The sequence below is a fragment of the Massilia oculi genome (assembly GCF_017582745.1).
Lineage (GTDB): Bacteria > Pseudomonadota > Gammaproteobacteria > Burkholderiales > Burkholderiaceae_D > Telluria > Telluria oculi_A.
The window spans coordinates 85,282-103,105 of sequence record NZ_JAFVIM010000013.1 but is presented as its reverse complement, the minus strand read 5'-3'; the positions used below and the strand labels follow the sequence as shown (position 1 = coordinate 103,105).

At 65.6% G+C, this 17,824-nt stretch carries 17 protein-coding genes; 7 read left to right on the top strand and 10 right to left on the bottom strand.

Annotated features, from left to right (window positions below):
• Nucleotides 1-72 precede the first annotated feature (72 nt).
• The gene (locus J3U95_RS16195) at nucleotides 73-2,331 is read right to left on the bottom strand and encodes an LPS-assembly protein LptD (protein WP_208279708.1); all 2,259 of its coding nucleotides are present in this window, start codon (nucleotides 2,329-2,331) and stop codon (nucleotides 73-75) included.
• A 114-nt stretch (nucleotides 2,332-2,445) separates the two neighbouring features.
• On the opposite strand from J3U95_RS16195, the gene J3U95_RS16190 reads away from it, so the two are divergent.
• Genes J3U95_RS16190 through J3U95_RS16175 form a run of 4 tightly spaced genes read left to right on the top strand, consistent with a single transcriptional unit; the run spans nucleotide 2,446 to nucleotide 6,724 of the window.
• On the top strand, nucleotides 2,446-3,504 hold the full coding sequence (locus J3U95_RS16190; RefSeq protein WP_208279707.1) for an aminoglycoside phosphotransferase family protein: 1,059 nt from the start codon (nucleotides 2,446-2,448) through the stop codon (nucleotides 3,502-3,504).
• A 7-nt stretch (nucleotides 3,505-3,511) separates the two neighbouring features.
• A complete protein-coding gene (gene murU / locus J3U95_RS16185; protein ID WP_208279706.1) occupies nucleotides 3,512-4,234 on the top strand; it encodes an N-acetylmuramate alpha-1-phosphate uridylyltransferase MurU in 723 nt (240 codons plus the stop codon).
• The gene (gene pepP, locus J3U95_RS16180; protein WP_208279705.1) at nucleotides 4,231-5,562 is read left to right on the top strand and encodes a Xaa-Pro aminopeptidase; all 1,332 of its coding nucleotides are present in this window, start codon (nucleotides 4,231-4,233) and stop codon (nucleotides 5,560-5,562) included. The genes murU and pepP overlap by 4 nt, the downstream gene beginning before the upstream one ends.
• Before the next feature lie 13 nt (nucleotides 5,563-5,575).
• Nucleotides 5,576-6,724, top strand: a complete 1,149-nt coding sequence (locus J3U95_RS16175; RefSeq protein WP_208279704.1) for an FAD-dependent monooxygenase — start codon at nucleotides 5,576-5,578, stop codon at nucleotides 6,722-6,724.
• A gap of 105 nt (nucleotides 6,725-6,829) precedes the next feature.
• Here the strand turns inward: J3U95_RS16175 and J3U95_RS16170 are convergent, their stop codons facing one another.
• The 5 genes from J3U95_RS16170 to J3U95_RS16150 form a co-directional block, all read right to left on the bottom strand.
• Complete coding sequence (locus tag J3U95_RS16170; protein WP_208279703.1) at nucleotides 6,830-7,504, bottom strand: type 1 glutamine amidotransferase domain-containing protein; 675 nt, start codon at nucleotides 7,502-7,504, stop codon at nucleotides 6,830-6,832.
• A gap of 87 nt (nucleotides 7,505-7,591) precedes the next feature.
• Nucleotides 7,592-8,197, bottom strand: coding sequence for a TetR/AcrR family transcriptional regulator (locus tag J3U95_RS16165; RefSeq protein ID WP_208279702.1), 606 nt, complete (start codon nucleotides 8,195-8,197; stop codon nucleotides 7,592-7,594).
• A gap of 205 nt (nucleotides 8,198-8,402) precedes the next feature.
• Nucleotides 8,403-9,860 (bottom strand): NAD(P)(+) transhydrogenase (Re/Si-specific) subunit beta, encoded by a 1,458-nt coding sequence (locus J3U95_RS16160; protein WP_208279701.1) that lies wholly within the window; start codon nucleotides 9,858-9,860, stop codon nucleotides 8,403-8,405.
• On the bottom strand, nucleotides 9,857-10,195 hold the full coding sequence (locus J3U95_RS16155; RefSeq protein WP_208279700.1) for an NAD(P) transhydrogenase subunit alpha part 2: 339 nt from the start codon (nucleotides 10,193-10,195) through the stop codon (nucleotides 9,857-9,859). Before J3U95_RS16155 ends, J3U95_RS16160 begins: the two co-directional genes overlap by 4 nt.
• 40 nt (nucleotides 10,196-10,235) lie before the next feature.
• Entirely contained in the window at nucleotides 10,236-11,348 is a 1,113-nt protein-coding gene (locus J3U95_RS16150) for a Re/Si-specific NAD(P)(+) transhydrogenase subunit alpha (RefSeq protein ID WP_208279699.1), read from the bottom strand.
• A gap of 241 nt (nucleotides 11,349-11,589) precedes the next feature.
• On the opposite strand from J3U95_RS16150, the gene J3U95_RS16145 reads away from it, so the two are divergent.
• Together J3U95_RS16145 and mnmA are read left to right on the top strand one after the other, a co-directional pair.
• Nucleotides 11,590-12,072: an NUDIX hydrolase gene (locus tag J3U95_RS16145; protein WP_109346027.1), complete on the top strand. Its 483-nt coding sequence runs from the start codon at nucleotides 11,590-11,592 to the stop codon at nucleotides 12,070-12,072.
• An 18-nt stretch (nucleotides 12,073-12,090) separates the two neighbouring features.
• Nucleotides 12,091-13,203: a tRNA 2-thiouridine(34) synthase MnmA gene (gene mnmA, locus J3U95_RS16140; protein WP_208279698.1), complete on the top strand. Its 1,113-nt coding sequence runs from the start codon at nucleotides 12,091-12,093 to the stop codon at nucleotides 13,201-13,203.
• A 3-nt stretch (nucleotides 13,204-13,206) separates the two neighbouring features.
• On the opposite strand, the gene J3U95_RS16135 is transcribed toward mnmA, so the two are convergent.
• On the bottom strand, nucleotides 13,207-14,985 hold the full coding sequence (locus J3U95_RS16135) for a sensor domain-containing phosphodiesterase (protein WP_208279697.1): 1,779 nt from the start codon (nucleotides 14,983-14,985) through the stop codon (nucleotides 13,207-13,209).
• A gap of 178 nt (nucleotides 14,986-15,163) precedes the next feature.
• Between J3U95_RS16135 and J3U95_RS16130 the strand changes: the two genes are divergently transcribed.
• Nucleotides 15,164-15,886, top strand: coding sequence for a GAF domain-containing protein (locus J3U95_RS16130; protein ID WP_208279696.1), 723 nt, complete (start codon nucleotides 15,164-15,166; stop codon nucleotides 15,884-15,886).
• Between the two features lie 6 nt (nucleotides 15,887-15,892).
• On the opposite strand, the gene J3U95_RS16125 is transcribed toward J3U95_RS16130, so the two are convergent.
• Genes J3U95_RS16125 through J3U95_RS16115 form a run of 3 tightly spaced genes read right to left on the bottom strand, consistent with a single transcriptional unit; the run spans nucleotide 15,893 to nucleotide 17,769 of the window.
• Complete coding sequence (locus J3U95_RS16125) at nucleotides 15,893-16,288, bottom strand: response regulator (RefSeq protein ID WP_208279695.1); 396 nt, start codon at nucleotides 16,286-16,288, stop codon at nucleotides 15,893-15,895.
• Between the two features lie 15 nt (nucleotides 16,289-16,303).
• The gene (locus tag J3U95_RS16120) at nucleotides 16,304-17,080 is read right to left on the bottom strand and encodes a 5'-3' exonuclease (protein ID WP_208279694.1); all 777 of its coding nucleotides are present in this window, start codon (nucleotides 17,078-17,080) and stop codon (nucleotides 16,304-16,306) included.
• Between the two features lie 14 nt (nucleotides 17,081-17,094).
• Nucleotides 17,095-17,769 (bottom strand): glutathione S-transferase, encoded by a 675-nt coding sequence (locus J3U95_RS16115; RefSeq protein WP_208279693.1) that lies wholly within the window; start codon nucleotides 17,767-17,769, stop codon nucleotides 17,095-17,097.
• Nucleotides 17,770-17,824 lie beyond the last annotated feature (55 nt).

Here is a 17,824-nt window from a genome sequence, read left to right as displayed (position 1 = left end):
ATTTCAGGATAATTCACATCATGGACGACGAATCATGGACGGCTAGTATGGACTGCTAGTCTGAACGCTTGCTTATGGACGTCCGATTCCGGTATTCAGTCGCGTATAGCCCGGGATGCTCTTGTTGAACGAATCGAGCGGGTTACCCAGGCCCAGGCGCGACAAGCCATTGAGCTCGAGCTGGAAGAAGATCGGCGTCGACGTTTCTTGCGCCGCCGTCACGAAACGTTGCGCGCCCATCCGGAACACCCAGCAATCGGCCTTGTATTCGAGGCCGATCAGGCTCTCGATCAGCTTGCCGCCGGTCGCTGGATTGTTGTTCGGCTGCCCCACGCCATACGACCGCAGCGCGTAGCTGACCCGGCCCACGCCATACCAGCGGCGGCCGATCGGCCACTGCGCCGACAAGTCGATATTGCGGAAGCTGTCACGCTGATAACGGTATTCGGCGTTCAACACCTTCATCTGCCCCGGACGCCACTGTACACCCACATTCGAGCTGTACAAACTGCTTTCGTTCGCATCGTATTGTACGCCGCTATCGAAGGTCCAGGACTCGGAAATGGTGCCGGCGGCGGCCAGCAGCACGTCGGAGCGGCTCTTGTGCTCCGCTTCGTTACGGACGAGGCCCACGCGCGGCTGTTCGAGGTACAGGCGCTGGCCGAAGGCCAGGCGCAGGCGCTCGGCGCCGTCTTCCTGGATGAAGCGCGACACCAGGGCGGCCGTGACCTGGTTGGCGTCGGACACGCGGTCCAGGCCCACGTAGCGGTTCTCGGAGAACAGCTGGGCGTAGTTGAAGCCGGCGCGGCCGGTGTCGAACAGCGGGATGTCGTCCTGGTCCTCGTAAGGCGTGTAGACGTAGAACAGGCGCGGCTCCAGGGTCTGGGTGCCGGCGCCGCCGAACAGCGTGGTCTTGCGCTCGAACACCATGCCGCTGTCGAGCGAGACGGTGGGGATCGTGCGCGACAGCTTGGTCGGCAGGCCGGCCCGGTCGGTATGCTCCTGGATGTCGTACTTGGCCGCGTTGTACATCAGCTTGGGCGTGATGAACCAGCCCGGACGCACGATCGGATAGCTGACCTGCCCCTGGACCACGGCGCGGTTGCCGGTGACCAGGGTCGGGTGATCGAAACGGGTCGCCTCGGCGTCGATCGACCAGTCGAAGCCCGCCACGTCGTAGCGGGCGGCGCGGAAATTAATCTGCGGCAGGCGGTCATAGGGACGCGGCACCGACAGGCTCGGATTGGTCGCGGCGGCCGGGTCCTGCAGCACCTGGTAGTTCTGGGCGCGCGCGGTCAGGCTCCAGAACTGGCCATAATAGTCGGTGCGCACTTCGCGCAGCAGCTGGCGCTCGGCGCTGGCGGAGACGGTGCGCGAGAAGTCGGACGGGTATTCGTCGTCGGAGGCGCCGTGCAGGTTCCAGCCATACGACCAGTTCGGCTTGATCGACTGGCTGTGCAGCGAGTCGACGCGCCAGCGCGTCGTATTGGTCTCGCGGTCGTCCGGCAAGACCTCGACATGGGTCTCGCCCTGGTAGGTGCTGCCCAGGTAGCGGCCGGTGGCGCCCATCTGGAAGCCGCGGTCGAACATCATGCGCGGATACAGCGTCAGGTCGCGGTTCGGGGCGATGTTGACGTAGTACGGCACCATCACCTCGGCCTTGCCCTGGGAGCCGAAGCCCACCGTGGGCGGCAGCCAGCCGGAGCGGCGCTGGCCCGACAGCGAGAACGACATCGCCGGGGTGCCGATGATGGGCACGTCCTTGAAATAGATGATGGTCTTGCCGGCGGTGCCGACGTCGCGGCCGCTGTCCAGGCGCAGGGTGCTCGACTTGAGGTACCAGTCGGGGTCAGGCCCTTCGCAGGTGCTGTACGTGCCGTTGCGCACCAGTGCCTGCTGCTCGCCCAGGAAGTCGATGCGGTCGGCCTGCCCCTGGCCATTGCTGTCGGCCAGGAAGTAGGTCGGATTGAGCAGGTAGCCCTTGCCGGTCTCGAGGTTCAGCTGCAGCTCGTCGCCCTTGTAGCGGTCGCCGAAGCGCCACATGTTGACGTTGCCGGTGGCCGTGACTTCGTCCTCGACCCGCAGGTAGCAGGCGGTATCGGCAGTGATGCCGCTCTGGCCGCGCGTGATCTCGACGTTGCGGTTGAGGTCCAGCCGCCGGTCGGGACGGCCGCCGATCTCCTCGGCCTGGATAACGACGGGAAGTTCGTCTTCAGCTTGGGGCGCTGGGGGGACACTCTGGGCGAATGCCGGGACCGCGGTTGCGGAAACCAGTGCATAGAGCGCGAGGACCTGCCGCGGAGGGAAAGGTTGGCGTGACGACCAGCTCATGGAAAATCGCAGCTCATGGAAAATCGGACATGCACCATAAAGGGCGGTTTTTTTAGAATGAATCCCTTATTATATGGGAATTAGCTCAACCAACCGGATTCGTCAGGCCGCTTCATGTCATCTTTGTATCAAAACTCTTCCACTTCTGTCAGCGCCGACGCGCGTTTGGCGCAGCTGAACGACTGGCTGGCCTCGACCGGCCTGGTGGAAGTCGGAACCGGCCGCCCTGCCTCCGTCGATGCGAGCTTTCGCCGCTACTTCCGCTACGACGTCGTCCCCGCCATGCAGGATAAACTGGGCGCGACCCTGGTCGCCATGGATGCGCCGCCGGAACGCGAGAACGTGCCGGCCTTCATCCACGTGCAGGGCCTGCTGTTCGACGCCGGCGTGACCGTGCCGGCGATCGCTGCGCGCAACGTCGAGCAGGGCTTCCTGCTGCTGGGCGACCTGGGCACCACCACCTACCTGGCGCGCCTGGATAGCGACAATGCCGCCTTCATGTATTCGGACGCGGTCGACGCCCTGCTCAAGTTCCAGATGGCCAGCCAGCCCGGCGTGCTGCCCGAGTTCGACCGCGCCTTCATCCTGCGCGAGCTGAACATCTTCCCTGAGTGGTACCTGAACCGCCACCTGGGCGTCACGCTCGACGACAAGCAGCAGGCGCAACTCGACAAGGTATTCGAGGCGATCGCCTCGAACGTGCTGGCGCAGCAGCAGGTGTTCATGCACCGCGATTTCCATTCGCGCAACCTGATGTTCCTCGACCACGGCAACCCCGGCGTGCTCGATTTCCAGGATGCCGTGTACGGCCCGGTGACCTACGACCTGGCGTCGCTGCTGCGCGACGCCTACATCCAGTGGGACGAAGAGATCGTGCTGGACTGGGTGGTGCGCTACTGGCAGAGCGCCAAGGGGGCCGGCCTGCCGGTCAACCCGGACATCGACGCCTTCTACCGCGACTTCGAGTTCATGGCCATGCAGCGCCACCTGAAGATCCTCGGCATCTTCTGCCGCCTGAACTACCGCGACAACAAATCGCACTACATGGGCGACCTGCCCACGGTGCTCGATTACGTGCGCAAGACCGCGAACCGCTACACCGAACTCAAGCCGCTGCTGCGCCTGCTCGACGCGCTCGAAGACAAGGCGCCGCAAGTCGGCTACACCTTCTGAGGCGCCCATGAAAGCGATGATTTTCGCCGCCGGCCGCGGCGAGCGCATGCGGCCCCTGACCGACAGCTGCCCCAAGCCTTTGCTGAAAGTGCGCGGGCGGCCCCTGATCACCTGGCACGTGCTGAACCTGGTGCGCGCCGGGATCCATGACATCGTGATCAACCACTCCCACCTCGGCCACATGATCGAGGAAGAGCTGGGCGACGGCAGCCGCTACGGCGCGCGCATCGTGTATTCGCACGAGCCGACGCCGCTCGAGACAGCGGGCGGCATTGCCAATGCGCTGCACCTGCTGGGCGACGAACCGTTCCTGGCCGTGTCGGGCGACATCTATGCGCCCTACTTCGATTTCTCGCTGGCGCTCGACGCGCTCAAGGATATCGATGCGGTCGGCGTTCCCTACCCGGTCGACAAGCGCGACATCGCCTGGCTGTGGCTGACGCCGAACCCTTGGCACAACCCGGAGGGCGACTTCGCGCTCGACATGTACACGCTCAAGAACGACGGCGCCACCAAATGGAACTTCGCCGGCATCGGCGTGTACCGCGCCGAGATGTTCGATGGGATCCAGGCCGGCGAATTCCTCAAGTTCGGGCCCCTGATGCGCAAGTTCATCGAGCAGGGCCGCGTCGGCGGCGAGATCTACCAGGGCCAGTGGGTCAACGTCGGCACCGTGGGCCAGCTGGAAGAACTGAACGCGCCGCTGCGGGCGGCCAAGACGGCTTCATGACGCCGTATGCGGCCCGGCGCGCGCAACTGCTGGGACGGATGCAGCCGGGCGCGGTCGCCGTGCTGGGCACCGCGCCCGAGGTGCCGCGCAACGGCGACAGCGACTATCCCTATCGCCACGACAGCCATTTCTATTACCTGAGCGGGTTCGCCGAGCCCGAGAGCTTCGTGGCGCTGGTGGCGGCGCAGGGAGAGCATGCAGGGCGTTCCATTCTGTTCTGCCGCGAAAAGAATGTCGAGCGCGAGATCTGGGAAGGTTTTCGCTTCGGCCCCGAGGCGGCGCGCGCTGCGTTCGGCTTCGACGAGGCGTATCCGATCGACGAACTCGATGCGCGCATGGCCGACGTCCTGGCCGATGCGCCGGCGCTGTATTACGCGCTCGGCTCCGGCGCGGCGCTCGACGCCCGGGTGGCCGGCTGGCTCAAGGCGGTGCGCGCACGCGGCCGCACCGGCGTCACCGCGCCGCAGACGACGCACCACCTGCTGGCCATGCTGGACGAGATGCGGCTCGTGAAGGACGAGCACGAGATTGCCCTGATGGCGCGCGCCGGCGCGATCTCGGCCCAGGCCCATGCGCGCGCGATGCGCGCCACCCGGCCCGGCATGTTCGAATACGAGATCGAGGCCGAGCTGCTGCACGAATTCCGCCGCAACGGGGCGCAGTTCCCGGCCTATCCCTCGATCGTCGCTTCCGGCCCGCAGGCATGCGTGTTGCACTACAACGCCAACAACCGCCGCATCGAGGACGGCGACCTGGTGCTGATCGACGCCGGCTGCGAGTTGGACGGCTACGCCAGCGACATCACGCGCACTTATCCGGCCAATGGCCGCTTCAGCGATGCCCAGCGCACCTTGTACGAACTGGTGCTGCGGGCGCAGGCCGCGGCGCTTGAGGCCATCTTGCCGGGCCGGCCGTATAGCGCGATCCACGATGCGGCGGTGCGGGTGCTCACCGAGGGCATGCTCGACCTGGGCCTGCTGGACCGGAACAAGGTGGGCCCGCTCGACGAGGCGATCGCGTCGCGCGCCTATGCGCAGTTCTACATGCACGGCACCGGCCACTGGCTGGGCATGGACGTGCACGACGTCGGCGCCTACCGCGACGTCGCCTCCCCCGACAAACCGTCTCGGCCCCTGCTGCCGGGGATGGCGCTGACGGTGGAGCCGGGCATCTATGTGCGGCCTGGCGAGGGCGTGCCGGAACGATTCTGGAACATCGGCATCCGGATCGAGGACGACGTGGTCGTGACCGACGCCGGCTGCCGCATCCTGACCACCGGCGCGCCAAAGAGCGTGACTGATATTGAAGCTGTGATGCGGAAGCACTGATGCGGGAAATACGATGACGGAACAAGAGCTGGACTTCGATGTGGCGATCTGCGGCGCCGGCCCAGTGGGCCTGGCGCTGGCCGCCTTCCTGGCGCGGCGCGGGGTGCCGGGTGCGCGCATCGCCCTGATCGACGGCAAGTCGCTGGGCCAGGCAATCTCGGACCCGCGTTCGATCGCGCTGTCCTGGGGCAGCGTGCAGTTGCTGGATGAAGTCGGCGCCTGGCCGCTGCCGGCCACCGCGATCCACCAGATCCACGTCTCGCGCCGCGGCCAGCTGGGCCGCAGCCTGATGGACCGCCGCGATCACGACGTCGACGCGCTGGGCTACGTCACGCGCTACGGCGCCGTGGTCGACGCCCTGGCGCGGCGCTGCGAGGCGGCCGGCGTGATCACGCTGCGGCCGGCGCGCGTGCAGTCGCTGGACGAAACCCCTGATGGTGCTTTGCTGGCGCTGGACGACGGCCGCACGGTGCGCGCGCAGGTGGCGGTGCAAGCCGAAGGCGGCATCTTCGGCCAGCAAGACGGTCGCGCCAGGAGCCGCGACTACGAACAGACCGCCGTGATCGCGCGCGTGACGAGCGACGCGCCGATCGCGCACCGCGCGTTCGAGCGCTTCACCGACGAAGGCCCGCTGGCTTTGCTGCCGGAAGACGGTCCCGATGGCCACCAGTATGCGCTGGTGTGGTGCGTGCGCCCCGAGCGCGCCGGCACGATCCTCGACCTGGACGACACCCGATTCCTGCAACAACTCGGCGAGGCCTTCGGCGCCCGCCTCGGAACCTTCACGAAAGTCTCCCCCCGCGTCGCCTTCCCCCTCGGCCTGAACGCCGAAGCGCGCGCCACCGCGCGCACGGTCGCCATCGGCAATGCGGCTCAGACGCTGCACCCGGTCGCCGGCCAGGGCCTGAACCTGGGCCTGCGCGACGCAGCGGTGTTGGCGCGCCAACTGGCGCGTGGCGCCACGTCGGCCGCGATCGGCCGCTTTCTGGAAGAACGCGCGCAAGACCGCAAGCTGACGATCGGCCTGACCGACACCATGGCCCGCGTCTTCACCGGCAGCAAGCCGCTGCAACCGCTGCTGGGCCTGGGCCTGGCCGCCCTCGACCTGGCCAAGCCCGCCCGCATGCTCCTCGCCGACCTGATGATGTTCGGCCGCCGCTAGCCACCTGCCACCCCAATAATTAGGGTCAGAGTCGAATTGTTTGACAACTTCAGTAAATCAATTGGAAATTAATTCGACTCTGACCCTCATTTAGATGGTGGGAAACTATAACTGTGCCAGCAAGGCGTTTGCGGCCGCTTCCGATGAAGCGGGATTCTGGCCTGTGATCAAGAGACCGTCGACCACCACATACGGAGCCCAGTCGTCGCCACGCGAATACATGGCGCCTTTCGCCTTGAGTTCGTCTTCCACCAGGAAAGGCACGATGTCGGTCAATTCGACTGCGGCTTCCTCGGAGTTGGCGAATCCGGTGACCTTCCGGCCCTGGACCAGCGGCATGCCGTCCGCATTCTTCACATGGCGCAGCACGCCCGGCGCATGGCACACCAGCGCCACCGGCTTGGCGGCCGCGACGAAGGATTCGATCAGCGCGATCGAATGCGCATCTTCGGCCAGGTCCCACAGCGGGCCGTGGCCGCCGGGGTAGAACACCGCGTCGAAGTCCTCGTGGGACACGCTGTCCAGGCGCACGGTATTGGCGAGCTGGGCGAGCGCGGCGGGGTCGGCTTCGAAGCGGCGGGTCTGCGCGGTCTGGAAGGCGGGTTCGCTGCTTTTCGGGTCGAGCGGCGGCTGGCCGCCGGCGGGCGACGCCAGCACCAAGCGGGCGCCGGCTTCCTTCAGCGCGTAGTAAGGAGCAGCCAGTTCTTCCAGCCAGAAGCCGGTCTTGCGACCGGTGGCGCCGAGAGTGTCGTGCGAAGTGAGAACGATCAGGATATTCATCGTGTTGCTCCTTTAATAGTAGACCAGTCGTCTAGAGTCATCTTCAAAAAAAGACGCTTCGCTGGAAGCGCCCGGTTCGACCCGCAGTCAGCGGGCCAGGTGCAGCAGGCCTTGCGTTGTTTCCATCGCTGCATCGAACGGCGATGCATCGCGGACAATCTTGACCATGATGCTGGCGCCGAGCCAGAGTTGATACAGGCTTTCAGCCAATTGCGCGGAGTCCCCCTGCGCCGTGAGCGAGCCATCGGCTGCGCCGGTTTCGATCGCATGCGCCAGGCGAGCCACGATGCCGGCCGTACCCTGCTTCAGGGTCAATCGCATCGGCTCCGACAGATCCGCGACCTCCGCTCCCAGCTTGACTGCAAGGCACTTGCCCTGGCAATTGTAGAACGATTGGTTGGCGCGCCAGGATTCGAAGTAATCGACCAGGCATTCGGCCATGGTCTTGTCCGCTTGCTCGAACATGCGGTCCATGTCGGCCAGGTAATCCTCGAAATACTTTGCCAGCAGCGCCTCGCCGAAGGCGTCCTTCGACCCGAAGTAATGATAGAACGACCCCTTCGGAACACCCGCCGTGGCCAGGATTTCGTTCAGACCCACCGCCGAGAAGCCCTTGCCGGCCATGATGCGCTGACCCACCGCGACAATATTGTCGCGAACGTCGGAAGAGTCATGTGTCGTTGTCTTGGCCATGACTGCACCATAAATCAGATTAGACCGGTCGTCTAGAACTTTTTTGTAGTATTTTTTTGCGCCCCCAAAAGATCAATTAGGGTCAGAGTCGAATTATTGAGCAATTTCCTGGCTCGATGTTGTCACTTAATTCGACTCCGACCCTAATTATCTGGGTGGAAATTGGCCAATAAATCTACTCTGACCCTAATTATCGGGCTATTGATTATTCGACGGCCTTGACCATCGATTCGATGACTTTCTTGGCGTCGCCGAAGACCATCATCGTGTTGGGCTGGTAGAACAGGTCGTTGTCGAGGCCGGCGTAGCCGGAGGCCATCGAGCGTTTATTGACGATGATGCTTTTCGCGCGGTAGGCCTCCAGGATCGGCATGCCGGCGATCGGGGATTTCGGGTCCTTCGCGGCCGGGTTCACCACGTCGTTGGCGCCCAGGATCAGGACCACGTCGGTCTGGCCGAAATCGCCGTTGATGTCTTCCATCTCGGCCACCTGGTCGTAGGGGACTTCGGCTTCGGCCAGCAGCACGTTCATGTGGCCCGGCATGCGGCCGGCCACCGGGTGGATCGCATAGCGCACCGTCACGCCGTGTTCCGTCAGCTTGTCGACCAGCTCCTTCACCGTGTGCTGGGCGCGCGCCACCGCCAGGCCGTAGCCGGGGACGATGATCACCGATTCGGCGTTCTGCAGGATGAAGGCGGCGTCCTCGGCGGAGCCCGATTTCACCGGGCGCTGCTCCTTGGCGCCGCCGTCGTCAGCAGCGGCTTCTCCGCCGAAGCCGCCCAGGATCACGTTGAAGAAGGAGCGGTTCATCGCCTTGCACATGATGTACGAGAGGATCGCGCCGCTCGAGCCGACCAGCGAGCCGGCGATGATCAGCATCGAGTTGTTCAGCGAGAAGCCGATGCCGGCCGCCGCCCAGCCGGAGTAGGAGTTCAGCATCGACACCACCACCGGCATGTCGGCCCCGCCGATCGGGATGATGATCAACACACCCAGCACGAAGGCCAGCGCCGCCATCACGATGAAGGGCGTCCAGGCCGGCGCCACGCCGTCGGCGAAGCAGAACATCAGGCCCAGCACGACGATCGCGATCGCCAGCACCAGGTTCAGGATGTGCTGTCCCCCGAAGCGCACCGGCGCCCCCTGGAACAGGCGAAATTTGTATTTGCCCGACAGCTTGCCGAAGGCGATCACCGATCCCGAGAAAGTCACCGCGCCGACGAAGGTGCCGATGAACAGCTCCAGCCGGTTGCCGAAGGGGAGCGGCGTCTCGCGGGTGGCGATATTGAAGGCCCAGGGTTCGGACACGGCGGCGATCGCGATGCATACCGCCGCCAGGCCGATCAGCGAGTGCATGGCCGCCACCAGCTCGGGCATCTTGGTCATCTCGACCTTCTTCGCGGCGTAGGCCCCGATCGCGCCGCCGACCACGACGCCCAGCAGCACCAGGGCGAAGCCCGAGCCGCCGCCCTGCCCCAGGCTCTCCTGCAGCTTGAGCATCAGCGCCACCGTGGTCACTACCGCGATCGCCATCCCGGCCATGCCGAAGGCGTTGCCGATGCGCGCGGTCGAGGGCGAAGACAGGCCCTTGAGCGCCTGGATGAAGCAGACCGAGGCGACCAGGTAGAACAGGGTGACGAGGTTCATGCTGATGGCGTTCATGCCTGCTTCTCCTCGATCTTCGCTTCGACCGCCGTCTTCGCGGCCTTCGGCTCCTTCTTCTTGAACATCTCCAGCATGCGCTGGGTGACCAGGAAGCCGCCGAACACGTTCACCGCCGCCAGCGCCACCGCGACCGTGCCCGCCACGCGCCCGGCCAGGCCCTCGGTCAGGCCGGCGGCCAGCATGGCGCCGACGATCACGATCGCCGAGATGGCGTTGGTGACCGCCATCAGTGGCGTGTGCAGCGCGGGGGTGACGGTCCAGACCACGTGGTAGCCGACGTAGATCGCCAGCACGAAGATGATCAGGTTGATGATGGTGTGGCTGATGTCCATGCCTAGTCTCCTGTCCTGTTCTGGTCCTGCCTGAAACGATCTATTTACGCAGCACTTCCCCGTTCGCGCACACCAGCGTCGCGGTCACGATCTCGTCCTCGCGGTCGATGAAGAAGCGGTCGTCCTTGTCGATCACGAGCTTGAGGAAGTCCAGCACGTTGCGCGCATACAGGGCCGACGCATCGGCCGGCACCAGCGCCGCCAGATTGGGCTCGCCGATGATGTGCACGCCGTGCTTGACTACTGTTTTCCCCAGCTCGGTCAGCGGGCAGTTGCCGCCCTGGGCGATGGCCATGTCGACGATCACGGAGCCCGGCTTCATGGCGCGCACCGTTTCTTCGCCGATCAGGATGGGCGCCTTGCGGCCCGGGATCAGGGCGGTGGTGACGACGATGTCGGCCAGTTTCGCGCGCTCGTGCACCAATTCTCCCTGGCGCCGCATCCAGTCGGCCGGCATCGGCCGCGCATAGCCGCCGCTGCCCTGGGCGATCTCGCGTTCCTCGTCGGTGAGATACGGCACGTCGATGAATTTGGCGCCCAGCGACTCCACCTGTTCCTTGACCGGCGGACGCACGTCGGACGCCTCGATCACCGCGCCCAGGCGCTTGGCGGTGGCGATCGCCTGCAGCCCGGCCACGCCCACGCCCATGATCAGCACGCGCGCCGCCTTGACCGTGCCGGCCGCCGTCATCAGCATCGGCATGAAGCGCCCATAGGTGTTGGCGGCCAGGAGGATGGCCTTGTAGCCGGCGATATTGGCCTGCGAAGAGAGCACGTCGAGCGACTGGGCGCGCGTGATGCGCGGCGCGGCTTCCAGCGCGAAGGCGGTGAGACCGCTCGCGGCCAGCGCGGCGAGATTGTCGGCGTCGAAGGGATCGAGCATCCCGACCAGCACCGCCTCGCGCCGCATCAGGCCGCGTTCGGCGGCGTCCGGGCTGCGCACCTTGAGGACGATGTCGGCGCCGAAGGCGGCGGCGCCATCGACGATGCTGGCGCCGGCCGCTTCATAGGCGCTGTCGGGCGCCGCGGCATGGAGACCGGCGCCGGATTGCACCAGGACCTGGTGTTTAGCGGCCAGCTTCTTGACGGTTTCGGGTGTTGCTGCAACACGCGTCTCGCCCGGCCTTGTCTCGGCCGGTATGCCTATCCTCATGACACCTCCGTACGTTGGAATACTCGAGTGCACAACCTGTCTTTACGGCAAGTGTTCCAATATACCTTCTTTTAATGAATTTGCAATGCTTATGACAAAACTCATGCCTCTCGGGCGATTTGCCGGCATTTTTGCGACAGATCAAGCCGAATTAACGACAGGCAAGCACTTCAGGCGGGGCAAGGCTGAGCAAAGCAACCCTTGCCCGAGGTAGAATACCGGCTCATTTTCAAGGACAGGCATGAGCGACATCTTCAAACCATCGGTTACCGTGGCTGCGATCATCGAGCACGAAGGCCGTTTCCTGCTGATCGAGGAAGAGACGAGCGAGGGCGTCAAGCTGAACCAGCCCGCCGGCCATCTCGACCCGCACGAATCGCTGGAACAGGCGGTCGTGCGCGAAGCGCTCGAGGAAACCGCCCACGAGTTCATACCGCGCACGCTGGTGGGAATGTACATGTCGCGCTACCACTCGAAGTCGCGCAATGCCGACGTCACCTACCTGCGCTTCACCTTCGCCGGGGCCGTCGGCCGTAAGTTCGACCAGCCGCTCGACGAAGGCATCCTGCGCACCCTGTGGATGACGCGTGACGAAATCGCCGCCACCGCCGACCGCCACCGCAGCCCGATCGTGCTCAAGTGCGTGGACGACTACCTGGCGGGCCAGAGCACGCCGCTGTCCCTGCTGCACACCCATCCCTCGGTGTTCGAGGGCGGGATCTGAATTCAATACGGACGTAACATGAGCAAGAAAAAAGTCGTGATCGGGATGTCGGGCGGAGTCGACTCCTCGGTCGCGGCGTGGATGCTGAAGGAACAAGGCTACGACGTGGTCGGCCTGTTCATGAAGAACTGGGAAGACGACGACGACTCCGAATACTGCTCGACGCGCCAGGACTGGATCGACGCGGCCAGCGTGGCCGACGTGGTCGGGGTCGACATCGAGGCGGTCAACTTCGCCTCCGAATACAAGGACCGCGTGTTCGCGGAGTTCCTGCGCGAATACCAGGCCGGCCGCACGCCCAACCCGGATGTGCTGTGCAACGCCGAGATCAAGTTCAAGGCCTTCCTCGACCATGCGATGAAGCTGGGCGCCGACCTGATCGCGACCGGCCACTATGCGCGCGTGCGCCAGAACACGGGCAGCGGCAGGTTCGAGCTGCTGAAGGCCTTCGACGCCACCAAGGACCAGAGTTACTTCCTGCATCGCCTGAACCAGGCGCAGCTCTCGAAGTCGCTGTTCCCGCTGGGCGAGATCCCGAAGACCGAGGTGCGCAAGATCGCCGAAAAGCTCAAGCTCCCGAACGCCGCCAAGAAGGATTCGACCGGCATCTGCTTCATCGGCGAGCGCCCGTTCCGCGACTTCCTGAACCGCTACCTGTCCTACAAGCCGGGCCCGATCAGGCTCGACGACGGCACGAAGGTCGGCGAACACGTCGGCCTGTCGTTCTACACGCTGGGACAGCGCAAGGGCATCGGCATCGGCGGCCTCAAATCGCGCAAGAACGCGGACGGCACCAGCGAGCCATGGTTCGTGGCGCGCAAGGACATCGAGGCCAATACCCTGTACATCGTACAGGGCCATGACCACCCATGGCTGCTGTCGAACCGCCTGGAAGCCGGCCAGGCCAGCTGGATCGCGGGCGAGGCCCCGGATCCGCGCGAGCTGTCGGCCAAGACCCGCTATCGCCAGGCCGACGTGGCCTGCAAGGTGCAGGCTGCAAGCGATGGCCGTTTCGCCCTCGACTTCACCGACCCGCAATGGGCGGTCACGCCCGGCCAGTCGGCCGTGCTGTACGACGGCGACGTCTGCCTGGGCGGCGGCATCATCGACGCCCGCTCGGGCGTCGCGTAATCCTCAACGAGCGCGCCCGGCCAGCCATTCGGCCAGCGCGTTCGGGGCCAGCGGGCGCGCGTGCAGGTAGCCCTGCACCTCGTCGCAGCCCGCCGCGCGCAGGAAATCTTCCACTTCCACCGTCTCCACGCCTTCGGCCACCACCTTGTGGCCCAGGTCGTGCGACAGCTTGATCATCGTTCCCACCAGCGCGCGCCGGCGTTCGTCATGCGCCAGGTTGCGCATGAAGCTCTGGTCGATCTTGACCACGTTCGCCGGCAGGCTTTGCAGGTACGACAGGCTGCTGTAGCCGGTGCCGAAATCGTCGATCGCCAGCTGCACGCCGGCGCGCGCCAGGCGTTCCAGCGTGGCCTGCGCCACTTTCGGATTGCGCATCAGCGCGCTCTCGGTGAGCTCGATCGCCAGGCATGACGGCGGCAGGCCGTGGCGCGCCAGGAGCTTCAACACGCGGTCGCAGAAATCCGGCTCTTCCAGGTTCACCGCCGACACGTTCACCGCCACCTGCAGGCTGACGCCCTCGTGGCGCCATGCGGCCATCTGGCGCATCGCGGCGGCCAGCACCCAGTCTGCGGTGGCGCGCGCCAACGAAGTGGTTTCGATCACGGGAATGAATTCGCCCGGCGCGATCGCGCCCGCCTCGGGATGGCTCCAGCGCAGCAGGGCTTCGACGCCGGCACAGGCGCCGCCTTTCAGGGCGACCTTGGGCTGGTAGACCAGGTGCAGCTGGTCGCGGCTCTCGAGCGCGGCGCCGAAGGCGTTCACCAGCCAGAAGCGGCGTTGCAGGATGGCGTCGTGCTCGGACGAGAACACCCGCACGCAGCGCTCGGCGGCCAGGCCGTCGTGGGCCGCGCTGTGCATATTGCGCAGCAGGTCCAGGCCCTCGGTCTGGCCGATCGTGAACGGCGCGATGCCGACCGTGGCGGTGGTGATGAAGCGCGCCTGGCCGTGACTGGCGCGCGCATCGAGCCACGACTGCATCTGGGTGCGGAAGGTCTCGAGCGTGACGCCGCGCGGCGCGAAGAAGGCGAACTGGGTGCTGCCGACGTGGTAGATCTTGCCGGCGCCGGCCAGACGCAGCTGCGGCACCACGTCGCGCACCATCTCGTCCAGGTAGCCGGCCCCCATCACGCGCTGGGCGTCGCTCAGCTCTTGCGGGCTGGCCAGGCTGACCAGGGCCGCCAGGCGCATGTCGCCGGCCGGCTCGGCCAGTTCCATGTCGTTGAAGTCGACGATGAACTGGTTGCGGTTGGGCAGGCCGCTGGTCGGATCGATCCGGCCCAGCGCATGCTGCAGCTCGATCTGCGCCATCACCATCGTCGCCAGGTCCTGCAGCGCATGGCGTTCGGCCTCCGTTACCTGGCGCGGTTCGGTGCCCAGCACGCACATCGCGCCCAGCGCAAAACCGTCGCTGGTCACGAGCGGTGCGCCGGCGTAGAAACGGATGCCGTCCGCCGCCAGCTTGCTGTCGCGAAAATCGTCGTTTTCAAGCAGGTCGGGCACGACCAGCACGTGGGCGGTATCGGCCACCTCCGCGCACGGCGCGCGCAGGCGCGGGATCGCATCGTGCTCGACGCCGACCTTCGATTTGAACCATTGGCGGTCGCTGTCGGTCAACGACACCGCCGCTATCGGCAGATTGAACAGCTGGGCAGCCATTCGCGTGATGCGGTCGAAGGCCTCGCTCGGCGGAGTGTCCAGCAATTCGAGGCGATGCAGTGCGTCGAGACGCGCCGCTTCATGGAGGGACGGGGCCAGTAGTGCTGGTTCGATCGGTGAGTTCATGGTTGGCCCCTGGCTGGCGCACACGCACCAAAAAATGACGAAATTGACGAATTATGATTCATTTTTGCAATAAAAATTCCCTTAGTCAACAATTATCGCCAATTCTATCGTCATATTCGTTATTTTTTGTTGCTTGGTGTAAAATTCGCGTATTGCAGCAATACAGCACACGATAACCATGAGACCCGACGACGATCCGATCCTGACCACGCGCGAGGCGGCGCGGCTGCTGGGGGTGGCGGTGAGCACCGCCCAGGTCTGGATGGAAGGCGGCGCGCTGCCGACCTGGAAAACCCCCGGCGGCCATCGCCGGGTGCGCCTGAGCGCGGTGACGCAGCTGATGCGTCAGCGCGAGGCCAGCCTGCCCACGGCGCAGGCCGAGCAGCTCACCGGCGAGTTTCTCCCTGCGCCGGCCCCTGCGTATCCGGTAGCGTCCAACGAAGCGCAGCGCCTGGCGGCGCTGGCCGCGACGAAGCTGATGGCGTCGTCCGAGGAAGAAGTGTTCGATCGCCTGACCTGGCTGGCCAGCCACGTGACCGAATGCCCGATGGCCCTGTTGACCTTATTGTCCGGCCAGCGCCAGTGGTTCAAATCGCGCATCGGCATCGAGCGGCGCGAGACCCCGCGCGAGGTGGCCTTCTGCAGCCATACGATCATGCAGGACGGGGCATTCGTGGTGGAAGATGCCGGCGCCGACCCGCGCTTCGCGGCCAATCCCCTGGTGACGGGCGCCCCGCACATCCGCTTCTATGCGGGCTACCCGGTGCTCGATGCCAATGGGCTGGCGCTCGGTTCGCTGTGCGTGCTCGACCGCGAGCCGCGCCGCCTGCGCGAGCGCGAATTGCGCGCGTTGCGCGAGCTGGCGGCCATCGCGTCCGACGAAGTCAGGCGCCGCGGCTAGCGGCGCTCACTCCGGCTTGGGGGCCGCCTGCTGCTTCTTGACGAAGGCGATCACGGTATTGCGGATCGTCTTGAGCACGGTGTCGGCCTTGAACGGCTTGACGATGAAGCCGTGCACGCCGCGCGCCGCCGCCGACTGCACGGCTTGCGCATCGAGCGTGCCCGACACCAGGAAGATCAGGGTCTTGGGCAGCTCGGCGCGCAGCTGTTCGACCACGTTGTTGCCGTCCTCGACCTGCTCGCGCGCGATGCAGAGCACGTGCGGGCGGTGCTTGATCGCCAGGCCGTAGCCGAGCGCGCTGGTGTGGGTCGCCCCGACCACCTCGTAGCTGCCGTCGGCCAGCACGGTGCCCAGCATCGCGCGCGAGACCGCGTTTCCATCCACGATAACCGCCTTCAGCATTGTGTCGCTTTCCGTTTAGTGAGAGTCATAGGCCAGCATATTCCAGGTCACGCCCAGGCGCACGTCGAGCTTGAGCGACACCAGGCAACGCGAGATCTCGAGTATCTCACGCTCGGCGCGCAGCCTTTCGCCCAGCGGCGTCTTGAGGATGCCGGCGCCGGCTATGACGGCGTCGAGGCTGCCGTAGGCATTGAGCAGGCGCGCGGCCGTCTTCATGCCGACCTTGGACACGCCCGGCACGCCGTCGGTAGGATCGCCCATCAGCGCCAGCAGGTCGTGCAGCCGCTCGGGCGCGACGCCGAAGCGCTGACGCACCCAGGCGTCGTCATGCCATTCGTTCTTGAAATGGTCCCACACCAGCGCGCCATGCGCGATCAGCGGATGCAGGTCCTTGTCGGTGGTGGCGACGATGGCCTCCCCTCGTCCTTCCGACAGCCAGCGCATCACGCCGGTGGCGATCACGTCGTCGGCCTCGACCTCGGGAATCGACACCACGTGCAGGCCCGCCGCGCGCAGGCGCTCATGGAATTCGGGCAGGGCCGCGCGCAGCTCGGCGGGCATCGCCGCCCTGCCCTCGCGGTAGCGCGGGTACAGTGCGTGGCGCCAGTTCTCGCCGCCGTGGTCGAACGCCGCCAGCACATGGGTCGGCGCATGCGTCTCGAGCACGTTGCGAAACGACGAGAAGGCGTGGCGCAGCGCGATGCTGGCCTTCAGGTCCGAGTCGGGCTCGGGACTGGCCTCGTACACCCGGCGTACGATGTTCAGGCCGTCGATGGCGAGCAGCTTGGCCATGCTGGAGGTTCCTCTTACGCCTTGCCGATCTCGTATTTGCCGCCGCGCTCGAGCGCTCGCCGGTAGGCCGGCCGCGCATGGATGCGCTCGAGGAACTCGGACAGGTTCGGGTACTTGCCATCGAGCCCGCCGCGCGATGCCGCCGCCTCCAGCGCGAAGCTGAGCTGGATGTCGGCCGCCGTGAACTCTTCGCCGGTGAACCAGGGGTGCTTGCCCAGCTCTCCTTCCAGGTAGGCCAGGTGCAGCGCGATCTGCGGCAGCACGAAGCTGCCCTTGACCTTTTGCGCGATGCCGCGCGCGATCGGCTTGACGAAGAACGGCATCGGGCTGTTCTCGACCTTGTCGAACACCAGCTTGAGCAGCAGCGGCGGCATCGCCGACCCTTCGGCGTAGTGCAGGAAGTGGGTGTAGCGCAGGCGCGCCGGGGTGCCGGCCGCCGGTTTCAGGCGTCCCTGGCCGTACTGCTCGACCAGGTATTCGACGATGGCGCCGGATTCGGCCACTACCAGGTCGCCGTCGCTGATGACGGGCGATTTGCCCAGCGGGTGCACGGCCTTCAGCTCGGGCGGAGCCAGCATGGTCTTGGGGTCGCGCTGGTAGCGCTTGATCTCGTACTCCAGGCCCAGCTCTTCCAGCAGCCACAGGATGCGCTGCGAGCGCGAGTTGTTCAGGTGGTGGACGACGATCATGGCGGCTTCGGTAGTAATAATGGTCGTTAGCTTAGCACTGTTGCGCCTTTGTCAA

Excerpts from the sequence above, each read along its gene's own strand:
- pepP (WP_208279705.1), top strand. The coding sequence starts at position 4,231 with ATGACGCCGTATGCGGCCCGGCGCGCGCAACTGCTGGGACGGATGCAG.
- murU (WP_208279706.1), top strand. The coding sequence starts at position 3,512 with ATGAAAGCGATGATTTTCGCCGCCGGCCGCGGCGAGCGCATGCGGCCC.
- J3U95_RS16175 (WP_208279704.1), top strand. The coding sequence starts at position 5,576 with ATGACGGAACAAGAGCTGGACTTCGATGTGGCGATCTGCGGCGCCGGC.
- J3U95_RS16170 (WP_208279703.1), bottom strand. The coding sequence starts at position 7,504 with ATGAATATCCTGATCGTTCTCACTTCGCACGACACTCTCGGCGCCACC.
- mnmA (WP_208279698.1), top strand. The coding sequence starts at position 12,091 with ATGAGCAAGAAAAAAGTCGTGATCGGGATGTCGGGCGGAGTCGACTCC.
- J3U95_RS16195 (WP_208279708.1), bottom strand. The coding sequence starts at position 2,331 with ATGAGCTGGTCGTCACGCCAACCTTTCCCTCCGCGGCAGGTCCTCGCG.
- J3U95_RS16145 (WP_109346027.1), top strand. The coding sequence starts at position 11,590 with ATGAGCGACATCTTCAAACCATCGGTTACCGTGGCTGCGATCATCGAG.
- J3U95_RS16155 (WP_208279700.1), bottom strand. The coding sequence starts at position 10,195 with ATGGACATCAGCCACACCATCATCAACCTGATCATCTTCGTGCTGGCG.
- J3U95_RS16190 (WP_208279707.1), top strand. The coding sequence starts at position 2,446 with ATGTCATCTTTGTATCAAAACTCTTCCACTTCTGTCAGCGCCGACGCG.
- J3U95_RS16165 (WP_208279702.1), bottom strand. The coding sequence starts at position 8,197 with ATGGCCAAGACAACGACACATGACTCTTCCGACGTTCGCGACAATATT.
- J3U95_RS16150 (WP_208279699.1), bottom strand. The coding sequence starts at position 11,348 with ATGAGGATAGGCATACCGGCCGAGACAAGGCCGGGCGAGACGCGTGTT.
- J3U95_RS16130 (WP_208279696.1), top strand. The coding sequence starts at position 15,164 with ATGAGACCCGACGACGATCCGATCCTGACCACGCGCGAGGCGGCGCGG.
- J3U95_RS16120 (WP_208279694.1), bottom strand. The coding sequence starts at position 17,080 with ATGGCCAAGCTGCTCGCCATCGACGGCCTGAACATCGTACGCCGGGTG.
- J3U95_RS16115 (WP_208279693.1), bottom strand. The coding sequence starts at position 17,769 with ATGATCGTCGTCCACCACCTGAACAACTCGCGCTCGCAGCGCATCCTG.
- J3U95_RS16135 (WP_208279697.1), bottom strand. The coding sequence starts at position 14,985 with ATGAACTCACCGATCGAACCAGCACTACTGGCCCCGTCCCTCCATGAA.
- J3U95_RS16160 (WP_208279701.1), bottom strand. The coding sequence starts at position 9,860 with ATGAACGCCATCAGCATGAACCTCGTCACCCTGTTCTACCTGGTCGCC.
- J3U95_RS16125 (WP_208279695.1), bottom strand. The coding sequence starts at position 16,288 with ATGCTGAAGGCGGTTATCGTGGATGGAAACGCGGTCTCGCGCGCGATG.